The organism is Hydrophilobacter chitinilyticus (assembly GCF_049860745.1).
In the GTDB taxonomy this organism is placed as follows: Bacteria; Pseudomonadota; Gammaproteobacteria; order Burkholderiales; family Burkholderiaceae_C; genus Rhodoferax_B.
This window is the reverse complement of record NZ_CP187561.1, coordinates 179569-206507: the sequence shown is the minus strand read 5'-3', so window position 1 is coordinate 206507 and position 26939 is coordinate 179569. Positions and strand designations below refer to the sequence as shown.

Annotated in this window: 23 protein-coding genes; 13 read left to right on the top strand and 10 right to left on the bottom strand. The window is 63.2% G+C overall.

All coding sequences use genetic code 11. From position 1 onward, the window contains the following. Nucleotides 1-60: 60 nt before the first annotated feature. From ACPWMG_RS00955 to ACPWMG_RS00945, 3 genes are read right to left on the bottom strand one after another with little or no spacing between them, the layout of a single operon-like run. Nucleotides 61-1014 carry a substrate-binding domain-containing protein gene (locus ACPWMG_RS00955; RefSeq protein WP_483302796.1) on the bottom strand — a complete coding sequence of 318 codons (954 nt, stop codon included), beginning with the start codon at nt 1012-1014 and terminating at the stop codon, nt 61-63. A gap of 27 nt (nt 1015-1041) precedes the next feature. Beyond that, nucleotides 1042-2058, bottom strand: coding sequence for an ABC transporter permease (locus tag ACPWMG_RS00950; protein ID WP_483302795.1), 1017 nt, complete (start codon nt 2056-2058; stop codon nt 1042-1044). 48 nt (nt 2059-2106) lie between these two features. Next, nucleotides 2107-3636 carry a sugar ABC transporter ATP-binding protein gene (locus ACPWMG_RS00945; RefSeq protein WP_483302794.1) on the bottom strand — a complete coding sequence of 510 codons (1530 nt, stop codon included), beginning with the start codon at nt 3634-3636 and terminating at the stop codon, nt 2107-2109. Between the two features lie 126 nt (nt 3637-3762). Between ACPWMG_RS00945 and ACPWMG_RS00940 the strand changes: the two genes are divergently transcribed. The 7 genes from ACPWMG_RS00940 (at nt 3763) to ACPWMG_RS00910 (ending at nt 11825) form a co-directional block, all read left to right on the top strand. Further along, nucleotides 3763-4575, top strand: a complete 813-nt coding sequence (locus ACPWMG_RS00940; RefSeq protein ID WP_483302793.1) for an IclR family transcriptional regulator — start codon at nt 3763-3765, stop codon at nt 4573-4575. 185 nt (nt 4576-4760) lie between these two features. Further along, nucleotides 4761-8522, top strand: a complete 3762-nt coding sequence (locus ACPWMG_RS00935; protein WP_483302792.1) for a hybrid sensor histidine kinase/response regulator — start codon at nt 4761-4763, stop codon at nt 8520-8522. Nucleotides 8523-8595: 73 nt separating this feature from the next. Continuing rightward, nucleotides 8596-9147, top strand: coding sequence for an NAD(P)H-dependent oxidoreductase (locus ACPWMG_RS00930; protein ID WP_483302791.1), 552 nt, complete (start codon nt 8596-8598; stop codon nt 9145-9147). 66 nt (nt 9148-9213) lie between these two features. Next, a complete protein-coding gene (locus tag ACPWMG_RS00925; RefSeq protein ID WP_483302790.1) occupies nt 9214-9891 on the top strand; it encodes a DsbA family oxidoreductase in 678 nt (225 codons plus the stop codon). A 155-nt stretch (nt 9892-10046) separates the two neighbouring features. Next, nucleotides 10047-11018 carry a Bug family tripartite tricarboxylate transporter substrate binding protein gene (locus ACPWMG_RS00920; protein WP_483302789.1) on the top strand — a complete coding sequence of 324 codons (972 nt, stop codon included), beginning with the start codon at nt 10047-10049 and terminating at the stop codon, nt 11016-11018. A gap of 131 nt (nt 11019-11149) precedes the next feature. Then, the gene (locus ACPWMG_RS00915) at nt 11150-11458 is read left to right on the top strand and encodes a type II toxin-antitoxin system Phd/YefM family antitoxin (protein WP_483302788.1); all 309 of its coding nucleotides are present in this window, start codon (nt 11150-11152) and stop codon (nt 11456-11458) included. After that, complete coding sequence (locus ACPWMG_RS00910) at nt 11451-11825, top strand: type II toxin-antitoxin system RelE/ParE family toxin (RefSeq protein WP_483302787.1); 375 nt, start codon at nt 11451-11453, stop codon at nt 11823-11825. The genes ACPWMG_RS00915 and ACPWMG_RS00910 overlap by 8 nt, the downstream gene beginning before the upstream one ends. A gap of 63 nt (nt 11826-11888) precedes the next feature. On the opposite strand, the gene ACPWMG_RS00905 is transcribed toward ACPWMG_RS00910, so the two are convergent. Continuing rightward, entirely contained in the window at nt 11889-12449 is a 561-nt protein-coding gene (locus ACPWMG_RS00905) for a cob(I)yrinic acid a,c-diamide adenosyltransferase (RefSeq protein WP_483302786.1), read from the bottom strand. Between the two features lie 168 nt (nt 12450-12617). Here ACPWMG_RS00905 and ACPWMG_RS00900 point away from each other — a divergent pair, with 168 nt between their 5' ends. Together ACPWMG_RS00900 and ACPWMG_RS00895 are read left to right on the top strand one after the other, a co-directional pair. Then, entirely contained in the window at nt 12618-13043 is a 426-nt protein-coding gene (locus ACPWMG_RS00900; RefSeq protein WP_483302785.1) for an EF-hand domain-containing protein, read from the top strand. Nucleotides 13044-13195: 152 nt separating this feature from the next. Further along, nucleotides 13196-14620 carry an FAD-binding oxidoreductase gene (locus ACPWMG_RS00895; RefSeq protein WP_483302784.1) on the top strand — a complete coding sequence of 475 codons (1425 nt, stop codon included), beginning with the start codon at nt 13196-13198 and terminating at the stop codon, nt 14618-14620. Between the two features lie 188 nt (nt 14621-14808). Here ACPWMG_RS00895 and ACPWMG_RS00890 read toward each other — a convergent pair whose 3' ends face one another. Next, a complete protein-coding gene (locus tag ACPWMG_RS00890) occupies nt 14809-14988 on the bottom strand; it encodes a hypothetical protein (RefSeq protein ID WP_483302783.1) in 180 nt (59 codons plus the stop codon). A 216-nt stretch (nt 14989-15204) separates the two neighbouring features. On the opposite strand from ACPWMG_RS00890, the gene ACPWMG_RS00885 reads away from it, so the two are divergent. Beyond that, nucleotides 15205-16179, top strand: a complete 975-nt coding sequence (locus ACPWMG_RS00885) for a Fic family protein (protein WP_483302782.1) — start codon at nt 15205-15207, stop codon at nt 16177-16179. Nucleotides 16180-16183: 4 nt separating this feature from the next. Here ACPWMG_RS00885 and ACPWMG_RS00880 read toward each other — a convergent pair whose 3' ends face one another. Continuing rightward, a complete protein-coding gene (locus tag ACPWMG_RS00880) occupies nt 16184-16606 on the bottom strand; it encodes a hotdog fold thioesterase (protein ID WP_483302781.1) in 423 nt (140 codons plus the stop codon). 91 nt (nt 16607-16697) lie between these two features. Here ACPWMG_RS00880 and ACPWMG_RS00875 point away from each other — a divergent pair, with 91 nt between their 5' ends. Next, nucleotides 16698-17276 carry a chorismate--pyruvate lyase family protein gene (locus ACPWMG_RS00875; RefSeq protein ID WP_483302780.1) on the top strand — a complete coding sequence of 193 codons (579 nt, stop codon included), beginning with the start codon at nt 16698-16700 and terminating at the stop codon, nt 17274-17276. A gap of 10 nt (nt 17277-17286) precedes the next feature. On the opposite strand, the gene ACPWMG_RS00870 is transcribed toward ACPWMG_RS00875, so the two are convergent. Continuing rightward, nucleotides 17287-18579, bottom strand: coding sequence for a solute carrier family 23 protein (locus ACPWMG_RS00870; RefSeq protein ID WP_483305159.1), 1293 nt, complete (start codon nt 18577-18579; stop codon nt 17287-17289). Between the two features lie 86 nt (nt 18580-18665). On the opposite strand from ACPWMG_RS00870, the gene ACPWMG_RS00865 reads away from it, so the two are divergent. Next, complete coding sequence (locus ACPWMG_RS00865) at nt 18666-20807, top strand: acetoacetate--CoA ligase (protein WP_483302779.1); 2142 nt, start codon at nt 18666-18668, stop codon at nt 20805-20807. A 10-nt stretch (nt 20808-20817) separates the two neighbouring features. Here the strand turns inward: ACPWMG_RS00865 and ACPWMG_RS00860 are convergent, their stop codons facing one another. Next, entirely contained in the window at nt 20818-21336 is a 519-nt protein-coding gene (locus tag ACPWMG_RS00860) for a flavin reductase family protein (RefSeq protein ID WP_483302778.1), read from the bottom strand. A 137-nt stretch (nt 21337-21473) separates the two neighbouring features. Between ACPWMG_RS00860 and ACPWMG_RS00855 the strand changes: the two genes are divergently transcribed. After that, nucleotides 21474-22292, top strand: a complete 819-nt coding sequence (locus ACPWMG_RS00855) for an alpha/beta fold hydrolase (protein ID WP_483302777.1) — start codon at nt 21474-21476, stop codon at nt 22290-22292. 12 nt (nt 22293-22304) lie between these two features. Here ACPWMG_RS00855 and ACPWMG_RS00850 read toward each other — a convergent pair whose 3' ends face one another. Together ACPWMG_RS00850 and ACPWMG_RS00845 are read right to left on the bottom strand one after the other, a co-directional pair. Continuing rightward, a complete protein-coding gene (locus ACPWMG_RS00850; RefSeq protein ID WP_483302776.1) occupies nt 22305-23252 on the bottom strand; it encodes a response regulator in 948 nt (315 codons plus the stop codon). Further along, complete coding sequence (locus tag ACPWMG_RS00845) at nt 23239-26769, bottom strand: hybrid sensor histidine kinase/response regulator (RefSeq protein WP_483302775.1); 3531 nt, start codon at nt 26767-26769, stop codon at nt 23239-23241. The genes ACPWMG_RS00850 and ACPWMG_RS00845 overlap by 14 nt, the downstream gene beginning before the upstream one ends. Nucleotides 26770-26939 lie beyond the last annotated feature (170 nt).

Sequence of the window (26939 nt, the reverse complement as noted above, 5' to 3'; positions counted from 1 at the left end):
TGAAAAAGCCCCTGACAGCCATCTGAGCTGCCAGGGGCTTTTTGCTGTGCGCGGTTCAAATCAGTCGTAAAGCACGGCCGAAATCTTCGGGTCGTTCATGTTGCTTTTGTCGTAGTAATAGAAGCCGGTGTCGATGATCTTGGGCAAGGTCTCGCCCTTCAGCGCTTTGACGGCGGCCTCAACCGTTTTGTAGCCGATGCCTACGGGGTTCTGCGTGATGGCGCCAGCCATCAGCCCGTCGCGGATGGCGTCTTTTTGTTGCTTGCCCGAGTCGTAGCCGATGATGACCACTTGGCGCTTGAGTTCGCGCACACCGTTCACCACGCCCACGGCCGAGCCTTCGTTGGTGCCGAAGATGCCCTTGAGTTTGGGGTAGGCTTGCAAGATCGACTTGGTGACTTCTGTGGACTTCAAATGGTCGCCATCGCCGTATTGCACGCTGACGATTTTGATCTTCGGGTAAGTGGACTTCATGCGCTCCACAAAGCCATCGCGCCGGTCTACGCCAGTGCGGCTGGTCTGGTCGTGCGCCACCACGGCCACCTCGCCTTCGCTGCCAATCAAAGCAGCCAGTTTGTCGGCGGCCAGGGCGGCGGCGGCTTTGTTGTTGGTGGTGGCGGTGGTCACGGGAATGGGGCTGTCCACACCCGAGTCAAACGCCACCACAGGGATCTTCGCAGCCTGCGCCTTCTTCAGCAGCGGAATGGCGGCTTGGCTGTCGAGTGCGGCAAAGCCAATGGCGGCGGGCTTCTTGGCCAGCGCCGCCGAGAGCATGTCAATCTGTTTGTCGACCATGGTTTCAGACTCTGGCCCGTCGAAGGTGATGGTGACTTTGTAGTCCTTGGCCGCTTGCTCGGCACCGCTTTTCACGGCCTGCCAAAACTGGTGTTGAAAGCCTTTGGACACCAGCGGAATGTAGGGCTGCGCTTGGGCTGCAGCGTTGCCGGCCAGGCCCAATGCAGCGGCGCCCAGGCCCAGCGTCAGCGCGGTGTTGAGGGTTCTTCTTTTCAGCATGTTGTCTCCTTGTAGGTTCTTGAATGTTCACGCCTTGCCACGGCGCACGATGTCGGTGTAGACGGCCAGGATGATGATCACGCCCGTCACCACGGTTTGCCATTCTTGCGCCACCGACATGATGCGCAAGCCGTTGATCAACACACTCATGATGAACGCGCCGATGATGGTGCCCATGATGGTGCCCGCCCCGCCCGAAAGCGAGGTGCCGCCGATCACCACCGCCGCAATCGCGTCCAGCTCATAACCTTGGCCCAGCGCCGGTTGCGCCGAATTCAGGCGCGACGCAATCAACAAGCCGGCAATGCCGCAGATGCCGCCGCTGAGCGCGTAAACCACCACTTTCCAGAACACCACGTTCACACCCGAGAGGCGCACCGCCTCTTCGTTGCTGCCGAGCGCAAAGGTGTAGCGGCCGATGATGGTTTTGTTCAGGATGATGCTGGCCAACACCGCCACCACAAACAGGATCAACACCGCGTTGGGAATCGGCACCGAAGGGATGAAGTAGCCGATGAGCGAGTCTTGCGAAATGGCCGGGAAGTCCGGCGTGTCGTTGAAGTAGATGGGCTTGGTGCCCGAGATGACGAGCGACAAACCTTTGAGCAACATCATCATGCCCAGCGTGGCGATGAACGGCGGGATCTTCAGCTTGGCAATCAACAAGCCCGAGACCGTGCCGCACAAGGCACCAAAGAAGATGGCCGCCGCAATGCCCACATAAATCGGCAGGCCCCAGTAGGTGAGCACCACCCCGGCCATCACAGCGCAAAACGTCATCATGGTGCCCACCGAGAGGTCGATGCCCGCCGTGATGATGACGAAGGTGCACGCCACGGCCAGCACACCGTTGACGGCCGTGCTTTGCAGAATGCTGACCAGGTTGTCGGTCTGCAAAAAGTTGGGCGAGGCTACGCTGAAGAACACCAGCAAACCCAGCAGGCTGGCAAAGGCCAACAGCTTTTGCCGGCCCGATCCGGCGCCTGGCGGCTTCGTTTTAGGCGCGACGTTCGCCGCCGCAGACCTCAAAGTGTCAGTGTTCATTTTTTGTCTCTTTTTTCTCTATGGACTCGCGCTCACATTCACGCCGGGTCACACCGCCTCAGCAGTTTCGCGTTGCGTGGCCAGTTGCATGATCTGTTCTTGCGTGGCGCCCAAGCCGGGCAACTCGCCGGTGATGCAGCCTTCACACATCACCAGAATGCGGTGGCTCAGGCGCAACACTTCGGGCAGCTCAGACGAGATCATCACAATCGCTTTGCCTGCAGCGGCCAGGTCGTTGATGAGTTTGTAGATTTCGCTCTTGGCGCCGATGTCGATGCCGCGTGTGGGCTCGTCAAAAAACAGCACGTCGCAGTCGCGCAGCAGCCATTTGGCGATCACTACCTTTTGCTGGTTGCCGCCCGACAACAGCCGCACCTGCTGCTGCACCGAAGGCGTTTTGACCTTCAACTGCTGTACAAACTTTTCAGCAGCAAAGCGTGTGCCACGCGCATCGACCACGCCCAACGGGTTGACGAAGCGCGGCAGGCTGGAGAGCGCGATATTCGTCTCCACGTCCAGCCCGGTGGCCAGGCCGAAGTGTTTGCGGTCTTCGGACAAATAACCAATGCCGTGCGCCACCGCTTGCTGCGGGGTTTGGATGTGCACCCGCGCGCCGTGCACCCACACCTCGCCAGAGTCCAGCCGGTCGGCACCAAAAATGGCGCGCGCCACTTCGGTACGGCCCGCGCCCATGAGGCCGGCAAAGCCCAAAATCTCGCCCTTGCGCAGGCTGAAGCTCACGTTGCACACCGCGCGGCCGCGGTTCAGGCCACGCACCGCCAGCGCCACGGGCTGGGCCGAGGTGTCGGGGATGTGCTGCGCCATGGCGGCCAGCTCGCGGCCCACCATCATGCGGATGATCTCGTCCATACTGGTGGTCGCCATGGGCACGGTGGCCACGTATTGGCCGTCGCGCATCACGGTCACGCGGTCGGCAATCTGGCGCAGCTCGTCCATCTTGTGCGAGATGTAGACCACGGCCACGCCGCGCGCCTTGAGCTGGCGGATGATGCGAAACAGGTCGGCCACTTCGGCATCGTTGAGCGCGGCGGTGGGTTCGTCCATGATCAACACACGCGAGTTGAACGACAGCGCTTTGGCAATCTCCACCAACTGCTGCTTGGCCACGGTGAGGCCGCCCACGGGCGTGCGCGGGTCAAGCTGCAAGCGCATTTCGTCAAAGATAACTTGGGCCTGGCGGTTGAGCGCTTCGTCGTCCACCCACACGCCCCAGCGGCGCGGCTCGCGGCCGATGAACATGTTCTGCGCCGCGCTCAGGTGGTTCATCAGGTTGAGTTCCTGGTGCACGATGCCAATGCCCAGCGCCTGCGCAGCAGCCGGGCTGGGCACATGCACCGGCTGGCCGTCGAGCAGCACCTCGCCGGCATCGCGCTGGTACACGCCCGCCAGGATCTTCATCAGCGTGGACTTGCCCGCGCCGTTTTCGCCCATCAACGCATGCACCTCACCGGCCAGCAGTTCGACCTGGCCGTTCTGCAGCGCCACCACGCCGTTGAAGGCCTTGGTCACCTGCCGCATCTGCACGAGGGGGATGGATCGAGGGTCAGGCGTATTCATTAATGGACACCTTGTTCATTTGCGAATATTGTTGGAACCACCACATTCGAGCAGCAGTGGAAACCCTCGGGTTGTTTCCCTTTGCGTTCCCTTTGCATTTGCGCTTTTTGAAGACCCATCGCCACCATGGACTCCGACGCGAACCAAGACCGCTACCGCGCCCCCGCCCTCGACAAAGGACTGGACATCCTGGAGCTGCTGGCCGAGCAGGCCCACGGCATGACCCGCGCCGAGATCGTCAAGGCCATGGGCCGTGGCCCGAGCGAGATCTACCGCATGCTGGAGCGCCTGGTGGCCCGCCACTACGTGGTGCGCTCGGCCCAGGGCGACCGTTATGCGCTGGGCATGAAGCTGTTTGTGTTGGCCCACCGCCACCCGCCGGTCGATCGCCTAGTGGCCCACGCGCGGCCCGAAATGGAAGCCTTTGCCAAGGCCGCCCAGCAGTCGTGCCACCTGGGCATTTACGAGCGCGGCCATGTGTTGGTGGTGACCCAGGTCAGCAGCCCGGGGCAGTGGGGTTTATCGATACGGCTGGGTGCACGCGTGGGTTTGCTCGACACCGGCTCGGGCCACGTGCTGCGGACATTTCAATCGGCCGAACGCGTGGCCGAGATGCTGGCCGAGCTGTCATCACTGACAGGTCAAGGCCCTGCTGCCAACGCCAACCCAGCGACCAAAACCGTGGAAGCCCACATCCGCAGCCATGGCTACTGGCAAGGGCCGAGTCAGCAGGCGGTAGGGGTGGAAGACATCTCGGTGCCCATCCTCGACCCCCAAGGCCACGCCACGGCAGTGCTGACTTGCCCGTTTGTGCGCAGCCCGGCATCCGCATCGCGCCCCCCGGCCACATCGGCTACAAAGGCTAAAGCGTCCAGCCCCGATATCGACGCCACCCGCGCCCTGCTGCAGCGCACGGCGGCTCGCCTGTCGATGGCCTGAAAGCAACATCAATCCCACCAGTAAAAGCGGCATCGTTGCTACACTGCGTTACAAGTACGCGAGGGTGGCGAACGTTGGCTGCAGCCTCGAAATGGCAGGCTGACTCGCCGCCAACACCCCGCCCAAAGTCTCTCCTTCGACGGCAAAACTACAGGTGCATGCGCCTGTCTCTGGAGTGAATCCGAATGGCCGAACCCAGCCACTCTGCGACCCTTGTCCCCCCTGAGCCCGCGCGCACCAGCCCTGGTGCGCCAGCCTCACCCGCACAACGCTCACAGCGCACACGTTGGCCGCTGATGGCCGCCGTGGTGTGGCTGGCCATGGTGGCCACGGTGGCGTGGTGGCTGTCGGGCCAGATCATCGGCGCCCACGTGAAAGGGCTGGCCGTAGCGGCGCAGCACGACGCCACCATCACCGCACAAATTGTCGACCGCACCTTTACCGAGGTCTCTGCCATCACCCAGATGGTGGCCGGGCAAGGTGCCATACGCGACCAACTGGTGCGCTATCCGAACATCGCCGCGCTGAAGTTGCCACCCGGTGTCCCCACGGCCAGCGTGCGCCAAAAGCTCTTGGCCGACCCGCAGTTGATGGACATCAACCAGTATCTGGAGGGCTTGTCGGGCAGCATGAGCTATGAACGCATCCACGTCATGACCATGACGGGCTTGAGCATTGCCAGCAGCAACTGGCGGGACCGGGCCACGCAAGTGGGCACCTCTTTTGGAACAACGCCCGAGTTTGAATCCAACATCCACAAAAGCTCTGGCCACGTCTTCACGCAGGGACAGTTCAACGGTTCACCGGGTTTCTTGTTTTTCAACCGCGTGACCGACGGCCCCATGGGCCTGGGCGTGGTGGTGATCCGCAAAGAGTCATCTGAGCTATTGCCTCAACTGCCGGGCGAACAGCAAGCGCTGGTGGTCGACCGCAACAACGTCGTGGTCAGCGCCTCAGTGGCCGATTTCATCTTGCGCCATGTGGGCCCCATTCCGCCAGAAATGTTGGTGCCCCAGGCAGGCGAGCGGCCAGATGCGATACGCCCCCAAGACATGCCCATCATCGAGATGACGCGGCCCGAAAAGGTGCTTGACCGCGACCATTGGGTGTTGAACGGTGTGCCCTCCATCGTCACGCGTGTACCGCTGGCCGACGACACCTATCGCTTGATCACCGTGCGTCCGATTGGGCCGGTCACCCTGATGCAACGTTGGCACACGGGTGTGGCGGTGGTGGTAGGGTTTCTGGGCCTGATCTTGATTTGGCTCAGCAGCAAAATCGTGCGCCAGATCGCTGCGCGCCGCCAAACCGAGCAGCGCATGAACGCCGAGCACACAACCTTTCTGCAAGGCATGATCGATCGCATCCCGATCCCGGTGTTCTACACCGGCGCAGATCAACGTTTGCGCGGTTGCAACCAGGCCTACACCGAAGCCATGGGCTGCGACGCGGCCTCCATCATCGGCAAAACATTGGCGCAGATTCCCGGGGCCGGCATGGCCGAACAACATGCACTGCTCCAAGCCGACCAGTTGCAATTGGCACGCCCCGGTGGGCAGGTGCAGCAAGAGGCCGTATTCACCTTCGCCGACGGCAAACCCCACACCACCTTGTTTGCGGTCAGTGCCTTCGCTGGCACCGGTGGCCCCAACGAAGCCCCCGCCGGCATGGTGGGCACCATCGTCGATGTGTCCACCCTGACCGAAGTGCAACGCGAGCTGCGCCTGGCCAAAGAGGTGGCCGAAGAAGCCACGCAAACCAAGTCGATGTTCCTGGCGAACATGAGCCACGAAATCCGCACGCCGATGAACGCCATCATCGGCCTGTCGCACCTGGCGCTGAAGACCGACCTCACGCCGCGCCAGCAAGACTACGTGTCGAAGATCCACAAGGCGGGCTTGTCGCTGCTGGGGCTGATCAACGACATCCTCGACTTCTCGAAAATCGAGGCCGGCAAACTCGACCTGGAAACCGTGGACTTCCACCTCGACCGCGAGTTTGAAAGCGCCAGCGCCATGGTCGCCAACAAGGCGGCAGACAAAGGCATCGAGCTGGTGTTCGACATTCCGCAAGACGTGCCGCAGTCCTTGCGTGGCGACCCGCTGCGCCTGCGCCAGGTGCTCACCAACCTGCTGAGCAACGCGGTGAAGTTCACCGAGGCCGGCCACATCACCGTGACCGTGCGTGTGGCACAGGCGCTGGAGCACCGCGTGCAGTTGCGCATCGAAGTCAGCGATTCGGGCATCGGCATGACCCCGGCCCAGCAGGCACGGTTGTTCAGCGCTTTCACCCAGGCCGATGGCTCGGTGACGCGCAAGTACGGCGGCACCGGCCTGGGCCTGGCCATCACGCGCAGCCTGGTGCAGATGATGGGTGGCGACATCGACATTCAATCCACCCCCGGCGTGGGCAGCACCTTTGGCTTCAACGTGTGGTTTGAACACGGCCAGCCGGTGCTCGCCAGCCACGTGGTACCGCCCGCGCTGAACCACGCCCGCGCCCTGGTGGTGGACGACAACGAATCCGCCCGCCTGATCTTGGCCAGCCATCTGCGCGCGCTGCATCTGAACGTCAGCGAGGCCGACTCCGGCCAGAAAGCGCTTGACGCCGTGCGCCATGCCGACGCCGACACGCCTTTCGACGTGGTGTTTCTGGACTGGCGCATGCCCGGCCTGGACGGCATTGAAACCGCCCTGCAACTGCAGGCCGACAGCACCCTCACCAAGGTGCCACGCCTGGTGATGGCCACCGCCTTCGGGCAGGAAGAAGCCCGCGCCAACGCCGAGACCGCCGGCATTGAGGCCTTTTTGGTGAAACCTGTGAGCCCTTCCACGCTGATGGACACGCTGGTGGAGTTGTTCTCCGGCCCGAAAGCAGAGTCGATCGACCTGTCGCTCAAAGAAGCCCAAGTCAACCTCACCGGCCTGCACCTGCTGCTGGTGGAAGACAACGAGATCAACCAACAAATTGCGCTGGAACTGCTGCGCGGTGCGGGTGCCAAGGTCGACTTAGCCGACAACGGCCAAGCCGCAGTCGACCTGGCGAACGCAGCACCAGCCGACACCTATGACGCCGTGCTGATGGACCTGCAGATGCCCATCATGGGCGGCCTGCAAGCCACACAAATCATCCTGGCCAACCCACGCCACCAAGGGCTGCCCATCATCGCCATGACCGCCAACGCCATGACCGAAGAACGCGCAGGCTGCTTGCGTGTGGGCATGGTCGACCACGTGGCCAAACCGCTCGACCCCGAGCACATGATGCGCACGGTGTTGAAGTGGTCGCGCCGCAAGCCCAGCACAAGCGCAGCAGTCGTCACAACGCCCCCGAGCGCGGCGTCGGCTGCAAACGTACCGAGTGCCGCAGCCACTCTCCCCGTCACGGCAGAAATCGACCTGCCCTCCGGCCTGCGCCGCGTCGGCGGCAACCAGGCGCTGCACGAACGCCTGCTGGCCAAGTTCATCGACCACCACGCCCACGCCGGTCAGGAAATACGCCATGCCTTGGCCCGGGGCGACATTGCCACCGCAGAGCGTGCTGCCCATACCGTGCGCGGCGTGGCCGGAAACGTGGGCCTCAACGGCGTGGCCGTCACCGCTCAGGCGCTGGAAACCGCCTTGCGCGAGGGCGCCGACACCTTGACGCCGCAGTTGGCTCTTGACGCGGCCATTGCCCACGCGGTGCAGGCGCTGAAAAGGGAGCGGCCCGCCAGCCCTATGGAGGCGGCGCTGCCCGAAACCCGCGACGCCGATTTTGATCACCACCTGAAGCAACTCACCACCCTGCTGCGCGACAGCGACAGCGCCGCCATCGACTTCATGCAGGCCCACCAAGCCAGCCTGCGCAGCGGCCTGCCCCAGGAGCGCTTCCAGGCTCTGCAGCATGCGCTGGAGCAATATGACTTTGAGCTCGCGCTAGAAGAGGCGCTTACCGCAGCCGCCTGATTCTTCGTACTCTGCAGGGGTTATGTGCCTGGTTCAGAATGCGGTGCATCTCCTCTTCACTGCTCTACCGTCTATGTCCCGTCACGTTCTGTTCCTCGTCGCCTCTACCCGCGAACCCGGCCACCAGGGCAACACCGAATGGCTGGCCCGCCAGGCCGCCGCTGCCCTGCCTGCGGGCACGCCCACCACCTGGCACCAGATCGCCCAAATGCAGTTGCCCGCGTTTGTCGACCAGCGCCACACCACCGGTACCTACGCGCCGCCTACCGGCGACCTGAAGACCCTGCTGGATGCCACGCTGGCCGCCACCGACATCGTGCTGGTGGCCCCGGTCTACTGGTACAGCCTGCCCGCCAGCATCAAGACCTACATCGACCACTGGAGCGCGTGGATGCGAGTGCCCGGCCTGGACTTCAAAGAGCAGATGACAAAGAAGACGCTGCGCCTGATCACCACAAGCGGCGACCGCACCAAGGCCCAGCCGATGATCGACTCGGTGAAGCTGTGCGCGCAGTTCTTGTCCATGACGGACGGCGGCGTGTTGTGGGGCAAGGGCGGCCCACCGAAGGCGGTTGAAGCGGATGCTCAGGCAGCCACTCAAGCGGCTACGTTTTTGCTAGCTTGATACGCTGATCTATAGAGCGCTAGAGGCCAATTTCATACATAAGCTTTGACCACGGAGAAACACCCCATGTCGACAACACAAGAAGCCCCAGAACTGGTCATCGACATCGTCTCCGACGTGGTCTGCCCCTGGTGCTACATCGGCAAGCGCAAACTCGAAGCCGCGCTGGCCTTGCCTGAGGCCGCGGCCCTGCCCAAGCCGGTGCTGCGCTGGCACCCGTTCCAGCTCAACCCCGACATGCCGCTCGAAGGCATTCCGCGCCAGCAGTATTTAGAAGACAAGTTCGGCGGCCCGGAGCGCGCGGCCACCATCTACGCGCGGGTCAAAGCCGCTGGCCTTAGCGTGGGGCTGCAGTTGAACATCGACACCATTCCCCAGCAGCCCAACACCCTGGCAGCACACACCCTGCTGGCCTACGCCCAACAAAACGGCCGCGACGGCACCGACGTGAAAGAGCGCCTGTTGCGCGCCTACTTCACCGAGAACCGCAACATCGGCGAGCTTGACGTGCTGGTCGCCATTGCCGAAGAAGCCGGGCTCGACGGTAACGCCGTGCGCCACTTCCTAGGCACCCTGGAAGCCCGCGCCGCTGTGGCCGAGGGCGATCAACGTGCACGCGAAATGGGCATCAACGGCGTGCCGTTTTTCATCGTCAACCACAAGGTGGCGGTGTCGGGCGCACAAGACCCGGCGCAGTTGCTGCAGGCGATGCAGCAAGCCCTGCTGCCCACCGCCACCGCTTGATCGTTAGCAGACATACCGTCTGCCGACTGCGCAAGGGCTAGACCCGATGCGCCCTCCCTCGCGGTGCGCCTAGAATTCGACCGCCTTAATGCAAGTGAAAGCCTGCTGTCGCCCTGGCGGCCGGCGCATCTGCACACATTCGAGACATCACCATCATGCTGAAGAAAATCCTGTCGCTGGCCATCGTGGCCGCAGCCGTCGCGGCGCCTGCCGTGTCGTTCGCCCAAAGCTACCCCGCCAAGCCGATCCGCCTGATCGTGCCCTTCCCACCCGGCGGCGGCACCGATATCTTGTCGCGCCTGGTAGCCCAGAAGCTCACCGAATCTGCCAAGTGGACGGTGATTGCCGACAACCGCGCCGGCGCCGGCGGCACCATCGGCATCACCGAAGCCACGCGCGCGGCCCCCACCGGCTACGACCTGGTGATGGGCCAGAAAGACAACCTGGTGGTCGGCCCCTGGCTCTACAAAAACCTGCCCTGGGACCCCACCAAGGATTTGACCGCCATCGCCCACGTGGCCTACACGCCCATCGTCATCGCCACCAGCGCCAACTCGCGCTTCAAAACGCTGGAAGACGTGGTCAAGGCCGCCAAGGCCGCGCCCGACACCATCACCTACGGCTCGCCCGGCAGCGGCACCACCATCCACCTGGCGGGCGACCTGTTCGAAAAAGCCGCCGGCATCAAGATCCGCCACGTGCCGTACAAGGGCTCCAACCCGGCCATGATCGACGCGTTGTCGGGCAACGTCGACCTGCTGGTGTCGTCCGTGCCGTCGGCCATCACGCAGATCAAGAGCGGCAAGCTGCGCGCTCTGGCCGTCACCTCGGCCAAACGCAGCACCTCGTTCCCCGACGTGCCCACCGTGGCCGAGTCTGGCTACAAAGGCTTTGACGTGAGCACCTGGTACGGCATCTTCGCCCCGGCCAACACGCCGAAAGACGTGGTCGCCACCGTCAACGCCGAAGTCAACAAACTGCTGGCCACCAACGAGATGAAGGACGCCATCCACGCCCAAGGCGCCGAGCCGCAAAGCATGACGCCCGAGCAGTTCTCGACGCTGATGAAAACCGACTACGAAAAGTGGAAGGGCATCGTGCAGGCCTCTGGGGCAACGATCGAATAACCAGCGTTAGCGCTACAACCCAAAAGGGGCACGCCTGCCAAGGGCGTGCCCCTTTTGTTTTTTGTGCTGTTTTGTGCTGCCCTCGCATGCACAGTAAACTGTGCAGAATTTCGCAACCTCAAAGGCCAGCCATGTCCATTACCGCCAGCGATGTCGTGCCCTTCACCCAGGCACGCGCCAACCTGTCCGAACTGGCCGACCAGGTCAAGGCCGGGGCCGAAAAAATCATCACCAAAAACGGCGAGAGTTACGTCGCGCTCATCGACTCTGATCGGCTGGACTACTACCACCGGCTGGAGCGCGAACGCATCCACCTGCTGTTGCTCGACGACGCCCAGCGCGGATTTGAAGACATCGCGGCCGGCCGGACGCAAAACGCCGACGCCGCTCTCGCGGGGCTTCAACAGCGTCGAGCCAAGAGCGTGAAGCAACGTGGCTGAGCCGATTTACCAAGTCGAGCTGACCGCCAGTTTCCTGGAACGGCTTGAATCCATTGAGGTCTTCCTCACAGAAGCGGACGCCAGCTTTGCCTATGACGACCTGCTGGTGGGTTTGCGCGGCATCGTGGTGCCGAACCTGGCACGCTTCCCCCGCATCGGTAAGCGTTACCTCGACCAACCGCCGCAGTCCACCGAGGCTTTGGCCCAATTCGCACGGCTCCCACGGGGCACCGCCGACAGCCTGCGCGTCTACCTGCATGGCGACTATTTGATTCTGTACACGCTGGCCGAATCGGTGGTCTATTTGCTCTCCATTCGACACCATCGGCAACTGTCGTTTGACTTTGCACGGGTGTGGCCGTCATAGCCACAGGGAGCGACACAAGTCATTCGCTCCGTGCGTTGGAACAAGTGCAACAGGCGTGACTTTTCACTCCCCGCGCGCCAGCCGCTCACTCTTCCAATACACATCGTCCCCGCCATCCATGCGGTTCAGCACGCGCGCCAGCACAAACAGCAGATCGCTCAGGCGGTTGAGGTAGTGGCGGGGCGATGGGTTCAGCGTTTCTTCTTGCTCCAGCGCGACCACGGCGCGTTCGGCGCGGCGGGCCACCGTGCGGCACACATGGGCCTGGCTGGCAGCGCGGCTGCCGGCTGGCAGGATGAACTCCTGCAGGCGGGGCAACTGGGCGTTGTGTGTGGCCAGCGCCTCGTCCAGCGCCAGCACGGCTTCGGGTTTGAGCAGCTCAAAGCCCGGCACCGACAGCTCTCCGCCCAGGTTGAACAACTGGTGCTGAATCTCCACCAGCAGCGGGCGCACGTCTTCAGGCAGCGGTTCACACAGCAGCAAGCCAAGGTGGGAGTTGAGTTCGTCCACATCACCCATGGCGTGCACGCGCAAGTGGCTTTTTGAGACGCGGGTGTTGTCGCCCAGGCCGGTGGTGCCGTTGTCTCCGGTGCGGGTGGCGATTTGGGTGAGGCGTTGGCCCATGGGGGTTCCTTTAAGGCAGAAGCAAGGCGAAAAACGAGCGAAAACGAGCGGTTAGGTTGGAATTGGCCGTTTTATGTAATCAATTCTTTGTATTTTGGTTACACAAAGACAGCAAATGTATGAGCCGCAACAGCAGGCAAGAGTGCTCGCTTTGTGCGGCGCGCTGGGGTGCAATGGCCGAATGTTTCACTTATCAGCAATAGCAATATGACCGAAAAGCGAAAAAACCTCGCCTCTGTAAGCGCAACGGCCAGCAAAACGGCCAAACAAGCGACGGTATACCTCACCAATTTTGAAGTCAGCAGTGTGGCCCTGCTCGCCACGTTGGTGCTCGGCGGCGCAGCCACCCTGCATCTGCGGGCGCGGGCGGACGAAGCCACGAATGCCAAAAATACGCCTTATGTCCAGGTTTCGGGCATCAGCAGCCGCAGCGGCACCGTGGCGTTTCAGCGCGCCGATACCAATCGCGACGGCAAGCTCAGCCGCGAAGAGGCCGAACGCCTGCCCGCCGTGGCCGAGGTCTTTCAACAGCATGACCTCAACAAAGATGGGTATTTGCAACCAGAGGAGTTTGAACAGGCGATTCGGCAATAGAGCCCAGCAGCGCTGGTTCAGAGGCCATAACTCACATGTAAACCACCGGTGAAATGCCGCATCGGCGTGAAGAAATTTCACACATACGATGTCTGCCGTGCCAACACCGATTCGCTCACATTGGTTCACAATGGCGGTCTACAGGAGACCCCATGAACGCCCCCAGCCACCCCTCGCACCTGCAACCCGAAGCCCATGCCCGTGACGTGCCCCAGGCATTGATCGACGCGCTGAAACAGCGTTTTGCCGAGCGTTGCTCGACGGCGATGGCGGTGCGCGAGCAGCACGGGCGTGACGAGTCTTCGTTCACCATGCCGCCGCCCTCGGCCGTGGTGTTTGCCGAAAGTACACAAGACGTGGCCGACGTGGTGCGTCTGGCCGGCGAATACGCCGTGCCAGTGATCCCCTTCGGCGCCGGTTCGTCGCTGGAAGGCCACCTCCTGGCAGTGCAAGGCGGCATCAGCCTGGACGTAAGCCGCATGAACAAGGTGCTCTCGGTCAACGCCGATGATTTGACCGTGACCGTGCAGCCCGGCGTGCTGCGCAAGCAGTTGAACGACGAGATCAAGAGCACCGGCCTGTTCTTCCCCATCGACCCGGGTGCCGACGCCTCCATCGGCGGCATGTGCGCCACGCGCGCCAGCGGCACCAATGCCGTGCGCTACGGCACCATGCGTGAAAACGTGCTGGCCCTGGAAGTGGTGACGGCCAGCGGCGAAGTCATCCGCACCGGCACGCGCGCCAAGAAGTCCAGCGCAGGCTACGACCTCACGCGCCTGATGGTCGGCAGCGAAGGCACGCTGGGCGTGATCACCGAAATCACGCTGCGCATCTACCCGCTGCCCGAAGCCATCTCGGCCGCAACCTGCTCTTTCCCCAGCATCGAAGCTGCGGTGCGCACCACCATTCAGGTGATCCAACTCGGCGTGCCGATTGCGCGTGTGGAACTGATCGACGTGAACACCGTGCGCATGGTCAACGCCTACGCCAAGCTGGGCCTGCGCGAAGAACCCATGCTGTTGATGGAGTTCCACGGCTCGCCCACCGGCGTGAAAGAGCAAGCCGAGCTGGTGCAAGAAATTGCCTCTGAATTTGGCGGCAACGCCTTTGAATGGGCCAGCACCCCCGAAGAACGTACCCGCCTGTGGACCGCACGGCACAACTCGTACTTCGCGGCCGTGCAATCGCGCCCTGGCTGCAAAGCGATCTCCACCGACACCTGCGTGCCGATCTCACGCTTGGCCGACTGCCTGCTGGATTCGGTGGCCGAGGCCGATGCCTCGGGCATTCCGTACTTCCTGGTGGGCCACGTGGGCGACGGCAACTTCCACTTCGGCTACCTGCTCGACCCGAACATCCCCGAAGAACGCGTGACGGCCGAAAAGCTGAACCACGACCTGGTCGCCCGCGCCCTGAGCCTCGGCGGCACCTGCACCGGCGAACACGGCGTGGGTTTGCACAAAATGGGTTTCCTGGTCGATGAAGCCGGCGACGGCGCGGTGGACATGATGCGCACCATCAAGAAGGCGCTGGACCCGAAGAACATCCTGAATCCGGGCAAGATCTTCTCGCTGTGACCCAGTGGGTGACGCTCCTATTAGAGGAGCCTCTTGCGCATATCCAGTAAGCGTTAACGCCAATTTGATTCATAAAAAGCGATTCTTTCAGAGTCGCTTTTTTATTGAGCGGTTTGCCTAAAATGAGCGGAATATCCATAATTCGCTCATATTTTCATAAATCGCTCAATCAATGAGCGATTTAGCGTTTACACATGCCAACCGCTCAGCTTGACGACCTCATCCTTGAACTGCTTGCAGAGTTCCAAAGCCTCCCCGGCCAGGAACAAGTCGCGCCTGGCGTGTTGGCGCAGCGGCTGAACGCTCCCGAAAGTACGCTGCGGCGAGCGCTCGTTCGGTTGGTGAATCAGCAGCGCATCACACGCCATGGTGGTGGCCGGTCGACACGTTATGCCTTGGCTAGCGCGTCAACAGCCCTCTCGAAACAGGCTACGGCAACCGCCGAGGGCTCTCCTTCACTTGTGGCGTGGTCTCCCGCCTCGCAAATCGCGCGGGCACATTTGCGCGCCCCCTTGGGATCGCGCGAGCCTGTAGGCTACACGCGGGCATTGGTCGACGCGTACGTTCCCAACAAATCCTCACTGTTGCCCGCCGCACTCGCGGACGAGCTGTACCAACTCGGGCGCATGCACGACCAACAGCCTGCCGGCACCTACGCCCGCCACGTGCTGGAACAATTGCTTATCGACCTGTCTTGGTCATCGTCGCGCTTGGAAGGCAACCGGCTGACCAAGCTCGACACCGAAGAGCTGTTCAAGTCAGGCGCCACGGGCGGCGACCGTGATGCCGTGATGCTGTTGAACCACAAGCAGGCGATTGAGTTCATGGTGGAGACCGTGCCCCTGCGCGGGCTGAAGCTCGACGTGGTGACCAACCTGCACGCCGTGCTGATGCAAGACCTGCTGCAAGACGACGCCTCCCTGGGCGCCATTCGGCGCAAGGTGGTGCGCATCAGCGACACGGTGTACGTGCCCACCCAAATGCCGCAGTTGCTGCAAGAGATGCTGGAAGCCACGTTGCACAAAGCCGCACAGGTGAACAACCCATTGGAGGCAGCGTTTTTCCTGTGGGTCAACTTGGCCTACCTGCAGCCGTTTGAAGATGGCAACAAACGCGTGAGCCGCTTAGCCGCCAACATTCCGCTAATGGTGTTCAACTGTGCGCCACTGTCGTTCCTTGACGTAGACCAGAACGATTACACCGACGCGATGCTGGGGGTGTACGAGCTGCGTGATATGGCGCCAGCCGCCGACCTGTTCGCCTGGACGTATCGGCGCTCTTGCGCCAAGTACGTGGTGGTGCAGCAGTCTGTGGGGGCACCAGACCCGGTGCGGTTGAAGTTTCGCCCGCACCTTACGGAAGCGATGGGCCGCATCGTGCGCGACAAGGTGGCCTTACCGCAGGTGCTGACCGACATGCAATTGGACGCCGCACACGCGCCCGAATTTGAGCCGCTGCTGAAGCGCGAACTGGCGCAGTTGGAGGCCCACAACTGTGCCCGCTACCGGCTCACACCCACAGCGGTGCAAGCCTGGATTGAAGCTGGGCGCCCGGCATAAAAACTTACTTTGGCGCCAGCACCGACACTGTCAACCGCGAGGCACACACCATCTGGCCCGCTTCGTTCACGATGTCGATCTGCCACACCTGTGTGGTGCGCCCCAGGTGCACCGGGCGCGCGGTTCCGGTGACCCAGCCGCTGCTGGCGCCGCGCAGGTGGTTGGCGTTGATGTCCAGGCCCACGGCGCGGTGGCCGTCGGGTACCGAGTAGGCGGCGCCGCATGAACCCAGTGTTTCTGCCAGGACAACGGACACCCCACCATGCAGCAGGCCATAAGGTTGCACGGTTCGTGCATCCACCGGCGCACGGGCACGGATGAAATCGTCACCCACTTCTACGAACTCCATACCCAGGTGGCTGATGGCCGTGTTCTTGCTTAGTTGGGTCAAGATTTCCACGGAGATGGGTTGTTTCCAAATCGACATTTTTGCGGCTTCCTTTTTGCGTGGACACCACTATAGGACGACTCGTCGATAACATCTGTCACCCCTGCATTCCGACTTCGCAGAGCCCCATTTGAAAACCATCCACGCACACCACGAACCGATCTCCGAACCTGTTCTCGAACGCATGCTCGCACCGGAACATCTGCATCGCGAGCCGCACTTGAGCCTGTTCCAAAAGGTGCTGTTGACCACCGATGGATCGGTCACAGAGTTGCTCAGCCTTTACGCCGGTGGCCCCATCCGCGCGAGCAAGCTTTTCCAGACTGTGAGCACCGGCCCTTTTCCTGGCTTGCTGAAGGCGATCGATGCACCCGCAGGCGCGTCGTTGTTGCAACGCGAGATCATGCTGATGGATGGCCCCACGCCATTGGTGTTTGCCGCGTCCACCTTTGTGCTGGCCCGGCTGTCGCCCGCCACACGCGCGGGCCTGGTCGACACCGAAGTGCCGATTGGCCTGCTGTGGCGCCAAGAGCAGGCCGAGATGTACCGCGAGATTGTCGACATGCGCCTGGAGCGCCACGCAGCGGTGGCGGCGCACTTTGGCCTGCCGGCCGATACCCTGCTGCTGTCGCGCAGCTACACCCTGCGCCAGGGTGGGCAGGTGATGGGGATGATCACCGAGAAATTCCCCACCACCGGGTTTCGCTAAGGCTGCGAGATCAAGCTGACTTTTTGAGGTTCAGCAGTTGGTACAACAGCACCGCGCCAAACGTGGCGGTGCCGATGCCACCGAGCGCAAACTCACCAAACTTCAGCGTGAAGTCGCCCGTGCCCAAGATCAGTGTGATGGCGGCCACGATGAGGTTTTTGTTGTCGCCAAAGTTGACGCGGTTTTCCACCCAGATGCGCGCGCCGGCCACGGCGATCAGGCCGAACACCACAATGCTCACGCCGCCCATCACCGGCAGCGGAATGGCCGCAATGATGGCGCCAAACTTCGGCGAGAAACCCAGCACCACGGCCAACAACGCCGCCACGAAGAAGATAGCGGTGGAGTAGATTTTGGTGGCCGCCATCACGCCGATGTTCTCGGCATAGGTGGTGACCCCCGTGCCGCCCACGCTGCCCGACACCATGGTCGCCACGCCGTCGCCCATGAAGGCACGGCCCATGTAGCGGTCCAGGTCTTTGCCGGTCATGGCGGTCACGGCCTTGATGTGGCCCAGGTTCTCCGCCACCAGAATGATGGCCACGGGCGCCATCAACAACATGGCGTTGGCACTGAACGTGGGACCGGCAAACTGCGGCAAGCCAAACCACGCGGCATTGGCCACACCGCTCAAGTCCAGCGGCTTGCCCAGGCCCAGGCCGTTGGTCAACACAGCGTAGGCCACACTCGCCAAAATCAGGCCAGCCAAGATCAGCAAGCGCTGCAACATGCCACGCGTGAACACCGCCACCAGGCCAATACACACAAAGGTCAGGGCCTGCATCCAGCTCTCGAAGTTGCTGGCGGCCATGTTCTTGATGGGCACGCTGGCCAGGTTCAAACCGATCACCGCCACCACCGCCCCGGTGACCACCGGCGGCATGCAGCGCTCGATCCAGCCGGTGCCCACCAGTTGCACCACCAGGCCAATCAAGAAGTACAACGCACCGCAGGCGATGATGCCGCCCAGTGCCACCGACAGATTGGCATTCGCCCCACCGCCCTTATAGGCCGTGGCCGCAATCACCACCCCAATGAAGGCGAAGCTGGAGCCCAGGTAACTCGGCACCTTGCCGCCGGTCATCACAAAGAAGATCAGCGTGCCAATGCCGCTCATCAAGATCGCAATGTTCGGGTCAAAACCCATCAAGATCGGCGCCAGCACCGTAGCACCAAACATGGCCACCACGTGTTGCACACCCATGATGGCGGTCTGCGGCCAAGGTAAGCGTTCATCGGGTCCGATCACGCCGCCTTGCGCCAGCACATCGGCGCTTTTCTCCGTCCAGTCAAACATCCCCATTAGGTTTTTCTCCATTTAAAAAGTGGAGCGATGCTAAGGGTAATTCCTGTATTGCGAAATGATCGGCAACCCCAATCCTCTCGCCTATGTCATTGCCGTCGTTATCGCCTGCTGAGAGCCTCACGCTCCCCTCTGTTTTAAACCCCCATCGCACCCCGCAAATCCGTCTGTACCAACAGTGGTTACAGGCCGAGCGGGGCCTGACGTTTGCCAACTACCAAGCCCTGTGGGAATGGTCGACCACCGACCTTGATGGTTTTTGGCAAAGCATTTGGGATTACTTCAACCTGCAGTCGCCCACGCCGCACAGCGCGGTGTTGGCCAAGAACGCCATGCCCGGCGCGCAGTGGTTTCCGGGCGCGCAGTGCAACTACGCGCAGCAGGTGTGGCGCCACGCCGAGGCGGCCCATGCGGCGGGCCAGCCCGCCATCATCAGCGGCGACGAAACCGGTGCGCTGCGTGAACTCAGTTGGCCCGACCTGCGCCGCCAAGTCGCCTCGCTGGCCTTGCACCTGCGCGCCGAAGGCCTGCAGCCAGGTGACCGCGTAGCGGCCTACCTGCCGAACATTCCCCAGGCCATGATCGCCTTTCTGGCGGTGGTGAGCCTGGGTGGGGTATGGAGTGTGTGCGCACCCGACATGGGCACCCACGCCGTGCTCGACCGCTTCAAGCAAATCGAGCCGAAGATCTTGATTGGCGTGGACGGGGTGCGCTACGGCGGCAAAGAACACGACCGGCGCGACGTGCTGGCCGAGTTGCTGGCCGAGCTGCCCAGCGTGCAGCACGTGGTGGTGCACCAAGCCATGTACCAGGCCGCATCTGCGCTGATCGCTTCGAACTCTGCCGCTGACTGCGCCATCTTGTCGCGCGTGGCGTCCCGGTGCGATGCCGATGTCGATGCCTTTGAGCCCACGTGGCTGCCATTCGACCACCCGATCTGGATCGTCTATTCCAGCGGCACCACCGGCCTGCCCAAGCCCATCGTGCATGGCCATGGCGGCAGCATTCTGGTGGCGCTGGCGCTCAACGTCCTGCACAACGACGTGGGCTGCAGCTACGCCGAGAGCACGCGCGGTGAACGCTTCCATTGGTTCAGCTCTACCGGTTGGGTGATGTGGAACGTGCAAATGGCTGGGCTGCTGAACGGCACCACCGTGTGCCTGTTCGACGGCAACCCAGCAGGCGGCACACTCGATGCCGAGACCGGCAAGCTGCGGCCCGACTGGTCAACGCTCTGGCGTTTTGCCGCCGCCAGCGGCACCAGCTTTTTTGGCGCGGGCGCGGCGTTTTATGCCAACTGCGCCAAGGCAGCGTTGCGGCTGAAAGATGTTGGCGACCTGACGCGCATCCACGCCCTCGGCAGCACCGGCTCGCCCCTTAGCCCCGAAGTGCAGGCCTGGGGCACGGCGCAATTTGCCACCCTGCTGCCCGCTGGTGCGCCCGAAATGTGGTGGTGCAACATCTCGGGTGGCACCGACTTTGCAGGCGCCTTCATCGGCGGCAACCGCGAGCTGCCACAACGCGCAGGCGTGATGCAGTGCCGCATGCTGGGCGCCGCCGTAGAGGCCTGGAACGAACAGGGCGAGCCGGTCATTGACGCGGTGGGCGAGTTGGTGTGTGCGCAGCCATTACCGTCCATGCCGCTTTATTTCTGGGGCGATGTCGACGACAAGCGCTACCTCTCCAGCTACTTCGACAGCTACCCCAGCGGCCTGGGCCGGCATGGCGGCACCGGCAGCGTGTGGCGCCATGGCGACTGGATCAAGATCGATGCCGATGGCAGCTGCACCATCTACGGCCGGTCCGACGCCACCATCAACCGCCACGGCCTGCGCATGGGCACGAGCGAACTGTACCGCGCGGTCGAAGCCCTGCCCGAAGTGGTCGACGCCATGGTGGTCGACCTCGAATACCTGGGCCGCGAAAGCTATATGCCGCTGTTTGTGATGCTGCGCGAAGGGCTGACGCTGGACGAGCCGCTACGCGAGCGCCTGCGCCAAGCCATTCGCCAAGCCCTGTCGCCGCGTTTTGTGCCCGATGAAATTCTGCAGGTGCCCGACATTCCACGCACCCTCACTGGCAAGAAACAAGAGCTGCCGATCAAGAAACTGCTGCTCGGCCAGCCGCTGGAAAAGGTGGTGAACCGCGATGCGATGGCGAACGCCGCTTGCCTCGATTGGTACGCGCAGTTCGCCGCGCGCCGGGCACAAACCAGCTCACCGAGCTAAAGCAACCCTCTTACAGCGGATGCTCGGCGTAGAAGCGCCCGCCGTGGTACAGCAGCGGCGACGCGCCGGGCGTGTGCTGGCAGCGCTCCACCTCGCCCACAAAGATCACGTGGTCGCCCTCTTCGTAGCGGCTGCGGTTGAAGCATTCAAAAGACGCCACCGCGCCTTCCAGCAACGGTGCGCCGGCCACGCCTTCGGTGAACGCGACGCCGGCCCAGCGGTCTGCACCCTTGGTGGCAAAGCGCTGCGCCAGCTCTTGCTGCTGCGCCGACAAAATATTGATCGCGTAGTGCGAGCCCGTGCGAAAGGCCGCCATGGAGCCTGCAGCTTGGGCCAGACTCCACAACACCAGCGGCGGGTTCATCGACACCGAGTTGAACGAGCTGGCTGTGAGCCCCACCAACTGGCCCTCGGCGGTGCGGGCGGTGACGATGGTCACCCCCGTGGCGAACATGCCCAGCGCCGAGCGGAATTCCGGCGACGAGAAACTGGGGGGACCGGCCTGGCGCCGGGGTGCTGACATCGACATGCCCGGGATTCTGCCCGAAAGCAATTGATGAATAATGGATTACACCAACCAACCCCAGCGTAATCAGGGGTAGGTTTCGTCTTTATTGAGCCCTTTCCTTGAGCTCTTACTTCTCACCTGAACGAGAACCTCACCGCATGCCTTCAGTGATCCCCACCTTCACCAGCCTGGGCGCTGGCCCCACCCTGCTGATGCTGCACGACATTACCGGCGGCTACCGCGCGTTTGCGCCGCAGGTGGAGAGCTTTGCCAACAACGGCTACCGGGCCGTCGCCTGGGACATGCCGGGCTACGGCCACAGCGCTCCCATCGAGCCCTACAACTTCAAAGGCTTGGCGCAAAGCTGCATCACGCTGATCGAGGGCATCCTGCAGCCACGCGATGGCGGCAGCCTGATCCTGTTGGGCCACGGCATGGGCGGCATGGTGGCGCAAGAGGTGATGGCACGCCGCCCCGAACTGGTGAAGCGGCTCATCCTGTGCAGCACCAGCGCGGCGGTAGGCCCGCACGGCCAAGACCTGGCGGCACGCGAGGCCTGGCAAAAAAGCTACATCGACGAATGCCTGGCGCCGCTCGACGCGGGTCGCAGCATGCAGGAGCTGGCATTGCAAGCCGTGCCGCAAATGGTTGGCCCCGACGCCTTGCCCGAAGGTGTGAACCTGGCGCAGCACGTGATGGCGCAGGTCTCTGTCGCCACTTACCGCCGCGCACTCGAGGCGCTGGTGACCTTCGACCGCCAGGCGACGCTGGAGCACATCCACGTGCCCACCCTGCTGATCAGCGGCGAGCTCGACACCGCCGCCCCGCCCGAAGTCATGCGCCAGATGGCCGGCGCCATCATCGGCAGCAGCTTTCAAGAACTGGACGGCGTGGGCCAACTGCCGCAGTTGGAAAACCCCGATACCTTTGACGGCCTGGTGCTGCAGTTTTTGGCCGACGCGCGTCGGCTACAGTAATCCGCCCCTGGCCTAGTCTTGCCCCAGCAGCCGCCCCGCCACCGCCGTGGCGGCCGAGCGGGTCTCGACGCCCAGCTTCTCAAAAATGTGCTCCAGGTGTTTGTTCACCGTGCGCGGGCTCATGCCCAAGATGTCGGCAATGTCGCGGTTGGTTTTGCCTTTGGCCAGCCAGGCCAGCACCTCGGTTTCGCGCGGGGTGAGCGGCACATCGGGCTGACGCGGCGGTGCGGCGTGGGCTTGGGCCGGGCCCATGCGCAGCAAAAGCATGGCTTCTGACAAACCACCGGCCCCCATGTGCCGGGCTTGCAGCGCGCGGCCATCGGGCAGGCGGATGTGGGCCTCGCCACTGGCGTGGGCTTTTTGCAGCCAGGCGCGGCCATCCGCATCTGCGGTTTCAGTCCCAAAAGCATCGCCTAGCCAACGTGTGGCCTGCGGCGAGCGCCAAGCCACACGGCCCTGGCCGTCGAGCACCACCACGCCCATGCCGGCCACGTCCACTGCCTCGCGCGCCAGACGGGCGGCGCGCGCGTTCTGCACGTGCGTGGCCAGGCGCGCCAGCACCTCGGGAATGCGCAGCGGCTTGACCACGTAGTCGACACCGCCGCTGGCAAAGCCGTGCAGGATTTGTTCGGTCTCCGACAAACCGGTCATGAACACCACCGGCACGTGCGACCACTCGGGCGTGGCCTTCAAGTGACGGCACAACGCAAAGCCGTCAATGCCGGGCATCACCGCGTCGAGCAACACACCGTCGGGCACGGTCACGTCGAAGCGCGCCAGGGCTTCATCGGCGTCGCGCGCCACCAGCACCACGTAGCCTTCGCCCGCCAGCGCGTCGCACAACATGCGCAGCGTGTCGAGCGCGTCGTCCACCACCAGAATGACGCGGCGGGCCGGTTCTGGCGAGGGCGCACCAGGGGTAGCGGGGGCGGCAACAGGAAAGGCGTCAACTCGGGTCATGTTCGGGCTCGCGCAAGGCATCCATCAGGGACTGAAAGTCAAAACGGTCGGCGTAGGTCTTCAAACGGTCAAACGTGGCTGCATGCTCTGGCCATTCGACCTGTGCGGCGCGCAGTTGTTCCCGCAAAGCCCCGCCCTGGCCCTGGCGCGCCAGGCGGCGCAGGGTGTCGCGCAGGTCTTCGGGCAGTTGGCTGGCATCGGGCACCACCCTAACAGCTTCCGCAATGTCCACACCCGCCACCCCCGCACCCCCTGCCACACCCAGCGGCGCATCCATCGGAATGTGCACATGGCCGCGCGCCAAGCCGCCACCGGCCATCAGCGCCATGGCGGGGATAGACATAGGCGTGTTGTCGCGCACCCACTCGACTTGCAACGTGCGCTCCAGCATGTCGAGCAGCTCCGACTCGACCACCGGCTTGCCCAGAAAACCCTGGCACTGCGCGTCGCGCAGCCGTGCGGGCTGGTAGTCGAACAGGTTGGCCGAGACAAACACAATGGGCAGCGCATGCGACGGCAACATGGCGCGCAGCCGGGCGGCCGTTTCCCAGCCGTCCATTTCGTCCATGCTGATGTCCAGCAGCACCATGTCTGGCGCCTGGCGCTGCACCACCTCCAGACACTCGCTGCCGCTGGCGGCCTCGCGCACATCAAAACCCAGCGGCACCAGCAGGCCGGCGAGCAACTGGCGCTGCACCGGCTGGTCGTCCACCACCAGCAGGGTGCGGCGCGGCGCGATGTAGCCAATCACCTGGCGCAGTGGCACGGCTTTGAGCGGCGGCCGGCTAGGGTCTTGTTCAATGCCCGGCAGGTACAGCCGCACGGTAAAGGTGCTGCCCTGGTTGGGCACGCTGTGCAGCGTGAGTTCGCCGCCCATCAACTGGGTGAGCAGGTGGGTGATGGTCAGACCCAGGCCCGTGCCCACCTCGCTCACCCGCCGCCCACCGCTGCCGCGTTCAAACGGCAGGAAGATGCGCTCCTGGTCTTGCGGCGCAATGCCAATGCCGGTGTCTGATACCTCGATGCGCGTGACGTGTTGGCGAAAGTCCAGCCGCAGGCGCACCTCGCCCCGTTCGGTGAAGCGCACGGCGTTGCCCAGCAGGTTGATGAGGATTTGCCGCAGCCGTTTTGGGTCGGCGCGGATCCACGTGGGCGCCGGGCCTTCGATCTGCACCTTGAAGCGCAGGCCCTTGGCCTCGGCCTGCGCGCGCAGCATGCCTTCGATGTTTTCCAGCAGCTCGGCCAGCGGCAACGGCACCGGGTCGAGCTTCAAGCGGCCGGCTTCGATGCGCGCCAGGTCGAGCGAGTCGTCGATCAGCGCGTGCATGTGTTGGCCGCTGTGCTGCACGGTGGTCAAGGTTTCGCGCAGCGGGCCGGGGATATTGGGGTTCTTCAGCAAGATTTGCGTGTAGCCCAAGATGCTGTTGAGCGGCGAGCGCAGCTCGTGTGTCATGCCCACCACGTAGCGCGTCTTCGCCTGGTTGGCGGCGTCGGCGTGGTCTTTGGCGGCTTGCAGTTCGGCGTCGGTTCGGCGGTGCGCGTCGATTTCTTCGAGCAGGCGCTGCGTTTGCCGCTCCGACTCGTCTTGCGCCAGGCGCCGGCTGTCGGTGCTGAGCACCACCCACCAGGCACACACGGCGGCCATCAATGCCAGCAACGCAAACACCTTCAGGAATGGCATGCGCAAAAACTGCGCGGGCGTGCTCAAGCCCTCTTGCACGTAGACCACGCCCACAAAAAACGCCATCACCGCACACAGCGAAACCGTCACCATGAGGTACTGGCCCAGGCGGAAGTTCACCTTGGCGGCCCAGCGCGGCGGCAGCAGGGCGGCAGCCAAAGCGCGGATCTGGTCGCTGGCACGCGAGCCGGTTTTGCAGCGGTCGTGACACCGCGATTCAAGCGAGCAACACAACGAACAAATGCCCGCGCCGTAGGCCGGGCAGCGCGCCATGTCTTCCGATTCAAACTGGTTTTCGCACACGGTGCAGCGCACCAGTTCGCCGGGTTGCCAGGTGGTGTCGGCCGGCCGTGCCAGATAGTACTTTCCGCCCGTGGCCCAGGCCAGCAGCGGCGACAGCAGCATCGACAACACCAGCGCAATGAACGGCGAAAACGCCGCCGCCACTTCGCCCAACAGCCCAGCATAGGCGCAGCACGCCACCGTGGTGGCCAACAGCATGGAACCCAGGCCCACGGGGTTGAAGTCGTATAGATGCGCGCGGCGAAACTCGATGCCCGGCGGCGACAAACCCAGGGGTTTGTTGATCACCAAATCCGCCACCAACGCGCCCACCCACGCAATCGCCACGTTGCTGTAGATGGCCAGCACTTTCTCCAGCGCGCCAAACACGCCCAGCGTCATCAGCAGCGTGGCAATGCCGACGTTGAACACCAGCCACACCACACGCCCGGGGTGGCTGCGCGTCACACGCGCGAAGAAGTTAGACCACGCCAACGACCCTGCGTAGGCATTCGTCAGGTTGATCTTGATCTGCGAGATCACCACAAACACCACCGTCACGGCCAGCGCCAGCCCGGGCAAACCTATGGCTTGGGTGAAGCCGGCGAGGAACATTTGGGTGGGCTCGGCCGCGCGTTGGGCGCCAATCTCAAACTGCAAGGCCGCAAACGCCAGGAACGCGCCGCCCGCCATCTTCAGCATGCCCATGATGATCCAGCCCGGCCCGGCCACCAGCACCGCGCCCCACCAGCGCTTGCGGTTGGCGGCGGTGCGCTCGGGCAAGAAACGCAGGATATCGACCTGTTCGCCAATCTGCACCACCAGCGAAAAAATCACCGCCGCCGCCGCGCCAAACATCAGCGGCTGAAACCCACTGCTGCCGCTGCGCAGGCCCGACAGCCCGGCGAAGTCGCGGTAGAGCTGCGGCTGGCTGAGGGCGATCCACACAAACGGCAGCAACAGCAGAAACAGCCACACCGGTTGCGTCCACGCCTGCAACTTCGAGATCAGGGTGATGCCGCGCATCGCCATCGGCAAGATCACCACCGACGACAGCACGTAGCACCACTCCAGCGGCCAGTCGACCACCATCTGCAGCGCCAGCGCCATGATGGCCGCCTCTAGCGCAAAGAAGATGAAGGTGAAGACGGCGTAGATCAACGAGGTGATGGTGGAGCCGAGGTAGCCAAAACCGGCGCCGCGTGTGAGCAAGTCCATGTCCAGCCCATAACGCGCGGCATAGTAGGCGATGGGAAAGCCGGTGAAGAAGATCACCAGGCCCACACACAAAATCGCCCACATGGCGTTGCTGAAGCCATAGTTCAGCGCAATGGCGCCGCCAATGGCCTCCAGCGCCAAAAACGACAACGAGCCAAATGCCGTGTTCGCCACCCGAAATTCGCTCCAACGGCGAAAGCTCTTGGGCGTGTAGCGCAGCGCGTAGTCCTCCATCGACTCGTCGGCCACCCAGCTGTTGTATTCACGGCGGAAACGAAAGATCGTTTGCGGCGTGACCTGGGTGGCTTTTACGTCTTGGGGGGAGGAAGTGACCATTCCAGGCCCCATGCAAGAACCGTTCTAGGGCGGCGCAACCGATCACACAGCGCCTTTCCACCAAAGTTCCGTGCGTAGGAACCGGCCTACGTTAAATGACGTATGTGCGTAGGAAAGGGTTCTCCCTAACCTTCGCTCAGCGCGGCACAACCCCTCAAAACCGTCGCCAA

Bases quoted from the DNA above. Each gene is read 5' to 3' on its own strand.
- ACPWMG_RS00890 (WP_483302783.1), bottom strand. From the start codon at position 14,988: ATGGCGTGTGATGCGCTGCTGATTCACCAACCGAACGAGCGCTCGCCG.
- ACPWMG_RS00940 (WP_483302793.1), top strand. From the start codon at position 3,763: ATGGACTCCGACGCGAACCAAGACCGCTACCGCGCCCCCGCCCTCGAC.
- ACPWMG_RS00870 (WP_483305159.1), bottom strand. From the start codon at position 18,579: ATGGGGATGTTTGACTGGACGGAGAAAAGCGCCGATGTGCTGGCGCAA.
- ACPWMG_RS00845 (WP_483302775.1), bottom strand. From the start codon at position 26,769: ATGGTCACTTCCTCCCCCCAAGACGTAAAAGCCACCCAGGTCACGCCG.
- ACPWMG_RS00860 (WP_483302778.1), bottom strand. From the start codon at position 21,336: ATGTCGATGTCAGCACCCCGGCGCCAGGCCGGTCCCCCCAGTTTCTCG.
- ACPWMG_RS00920 (WP_483302789.1), top strand. From the start codon at position 10,047: ATGCTGAAGAAAATCCTGTCGCTGGCCATCGTGGCCGCAGCCGTCGCG.
- ACPWMG_RS00865 (WP_483302779.1), top strand. From the start codon at position 18,666: ATGTCATTGCCGTCGTTATCGCCTGCTGAGAGCCTCACGCTCCCCTCT.
- ACPWMG_RS00950 (WP_483302795.1), bottom strand. From the start codon at position 2,058: ATGAACACTGACACTTTGAGGTCTGCGGCGGCGAACGTCGCGCCTAAA.
- ACPWMG_RS00935 (WP_483302792.1), top strand. From the start codon at position 4,761: ATGGCCGAACCCAGCCACTCTGCGACCCTTGTCCCCCCTGAGCCCGCG.
- ACPWMG_RS00915 (WP_483302788.1), top strand. From the start codon at position 11,150: ATGTCCATTACCGCCAGCGATGTCGTGCCCTTCACCCAGGCACGCGCC.
- ACPWMG_RS00895 (WP_483302784.1), top strand. From the start codon at position 13,196: ATGAACGCCCCCAGCCACCCCTCGCACCTGCAACCCGAAGCCCATGCC.
- ACPWMG_RS00850 (WP_483302776.1), bottom strand. From the start codon at position 23,252: ATGACCCGAGTTGACGCCTTTCCTGTTGCCGCCCCCGCTACCCCTGGT.
- ACPWMG_RS00955 (WP_483302796.1), bottom strand. From the start codon at position 1,014: ATGCTGAAAAGAAGAACCCTCAACACCGCGCTGACGCTGGGCCTGGGC.
- ACPWMG_RS00930 (WP_483302791.1), top strand. From the start codon at position 8,596: ATGTCCCGTCACGTTCTGTTCCTCGTCGCCTCTACCCGCGAACCCGGC.
- ACPWMG_RS00945 (WP_483302794.1), bottom strand. From the start codon at position 3,636: ATGAATACGCCTGACCCTCGATCCATCCCCCTCGTGCAGATGCGGCAG.
- ACPWMG_RS00880 (WP_483302781.1), bottom strand. From the start codon at position 16,606: ATGTCGATTTGGAAACAACCCATCTCCGTGGAAATCTTGACCCAACTA.
- ACPWMG_RS00925 (WP_483302790.1), top strand. From the start codon at position 9,214: ATGTCGACAACACAAGAAGCCCCAGAACTGGTCATCGACATCGTCTCC.
- ACPWMG_RS00905 (WP_483302786.1), bottom strand. From the start codon at position 12,449: ATGGGCCAACGCCTCACCCAAATCGCCACCCGCACCGGAGACAACGGC.
- ACPWMG_RS00855 (WP_483302777.1), top strand. From the start codon at position 21,474: ATGCCTTCAGTGATCCCCACCTTCACCAGCCTGGGCGCTGGCCCCACC.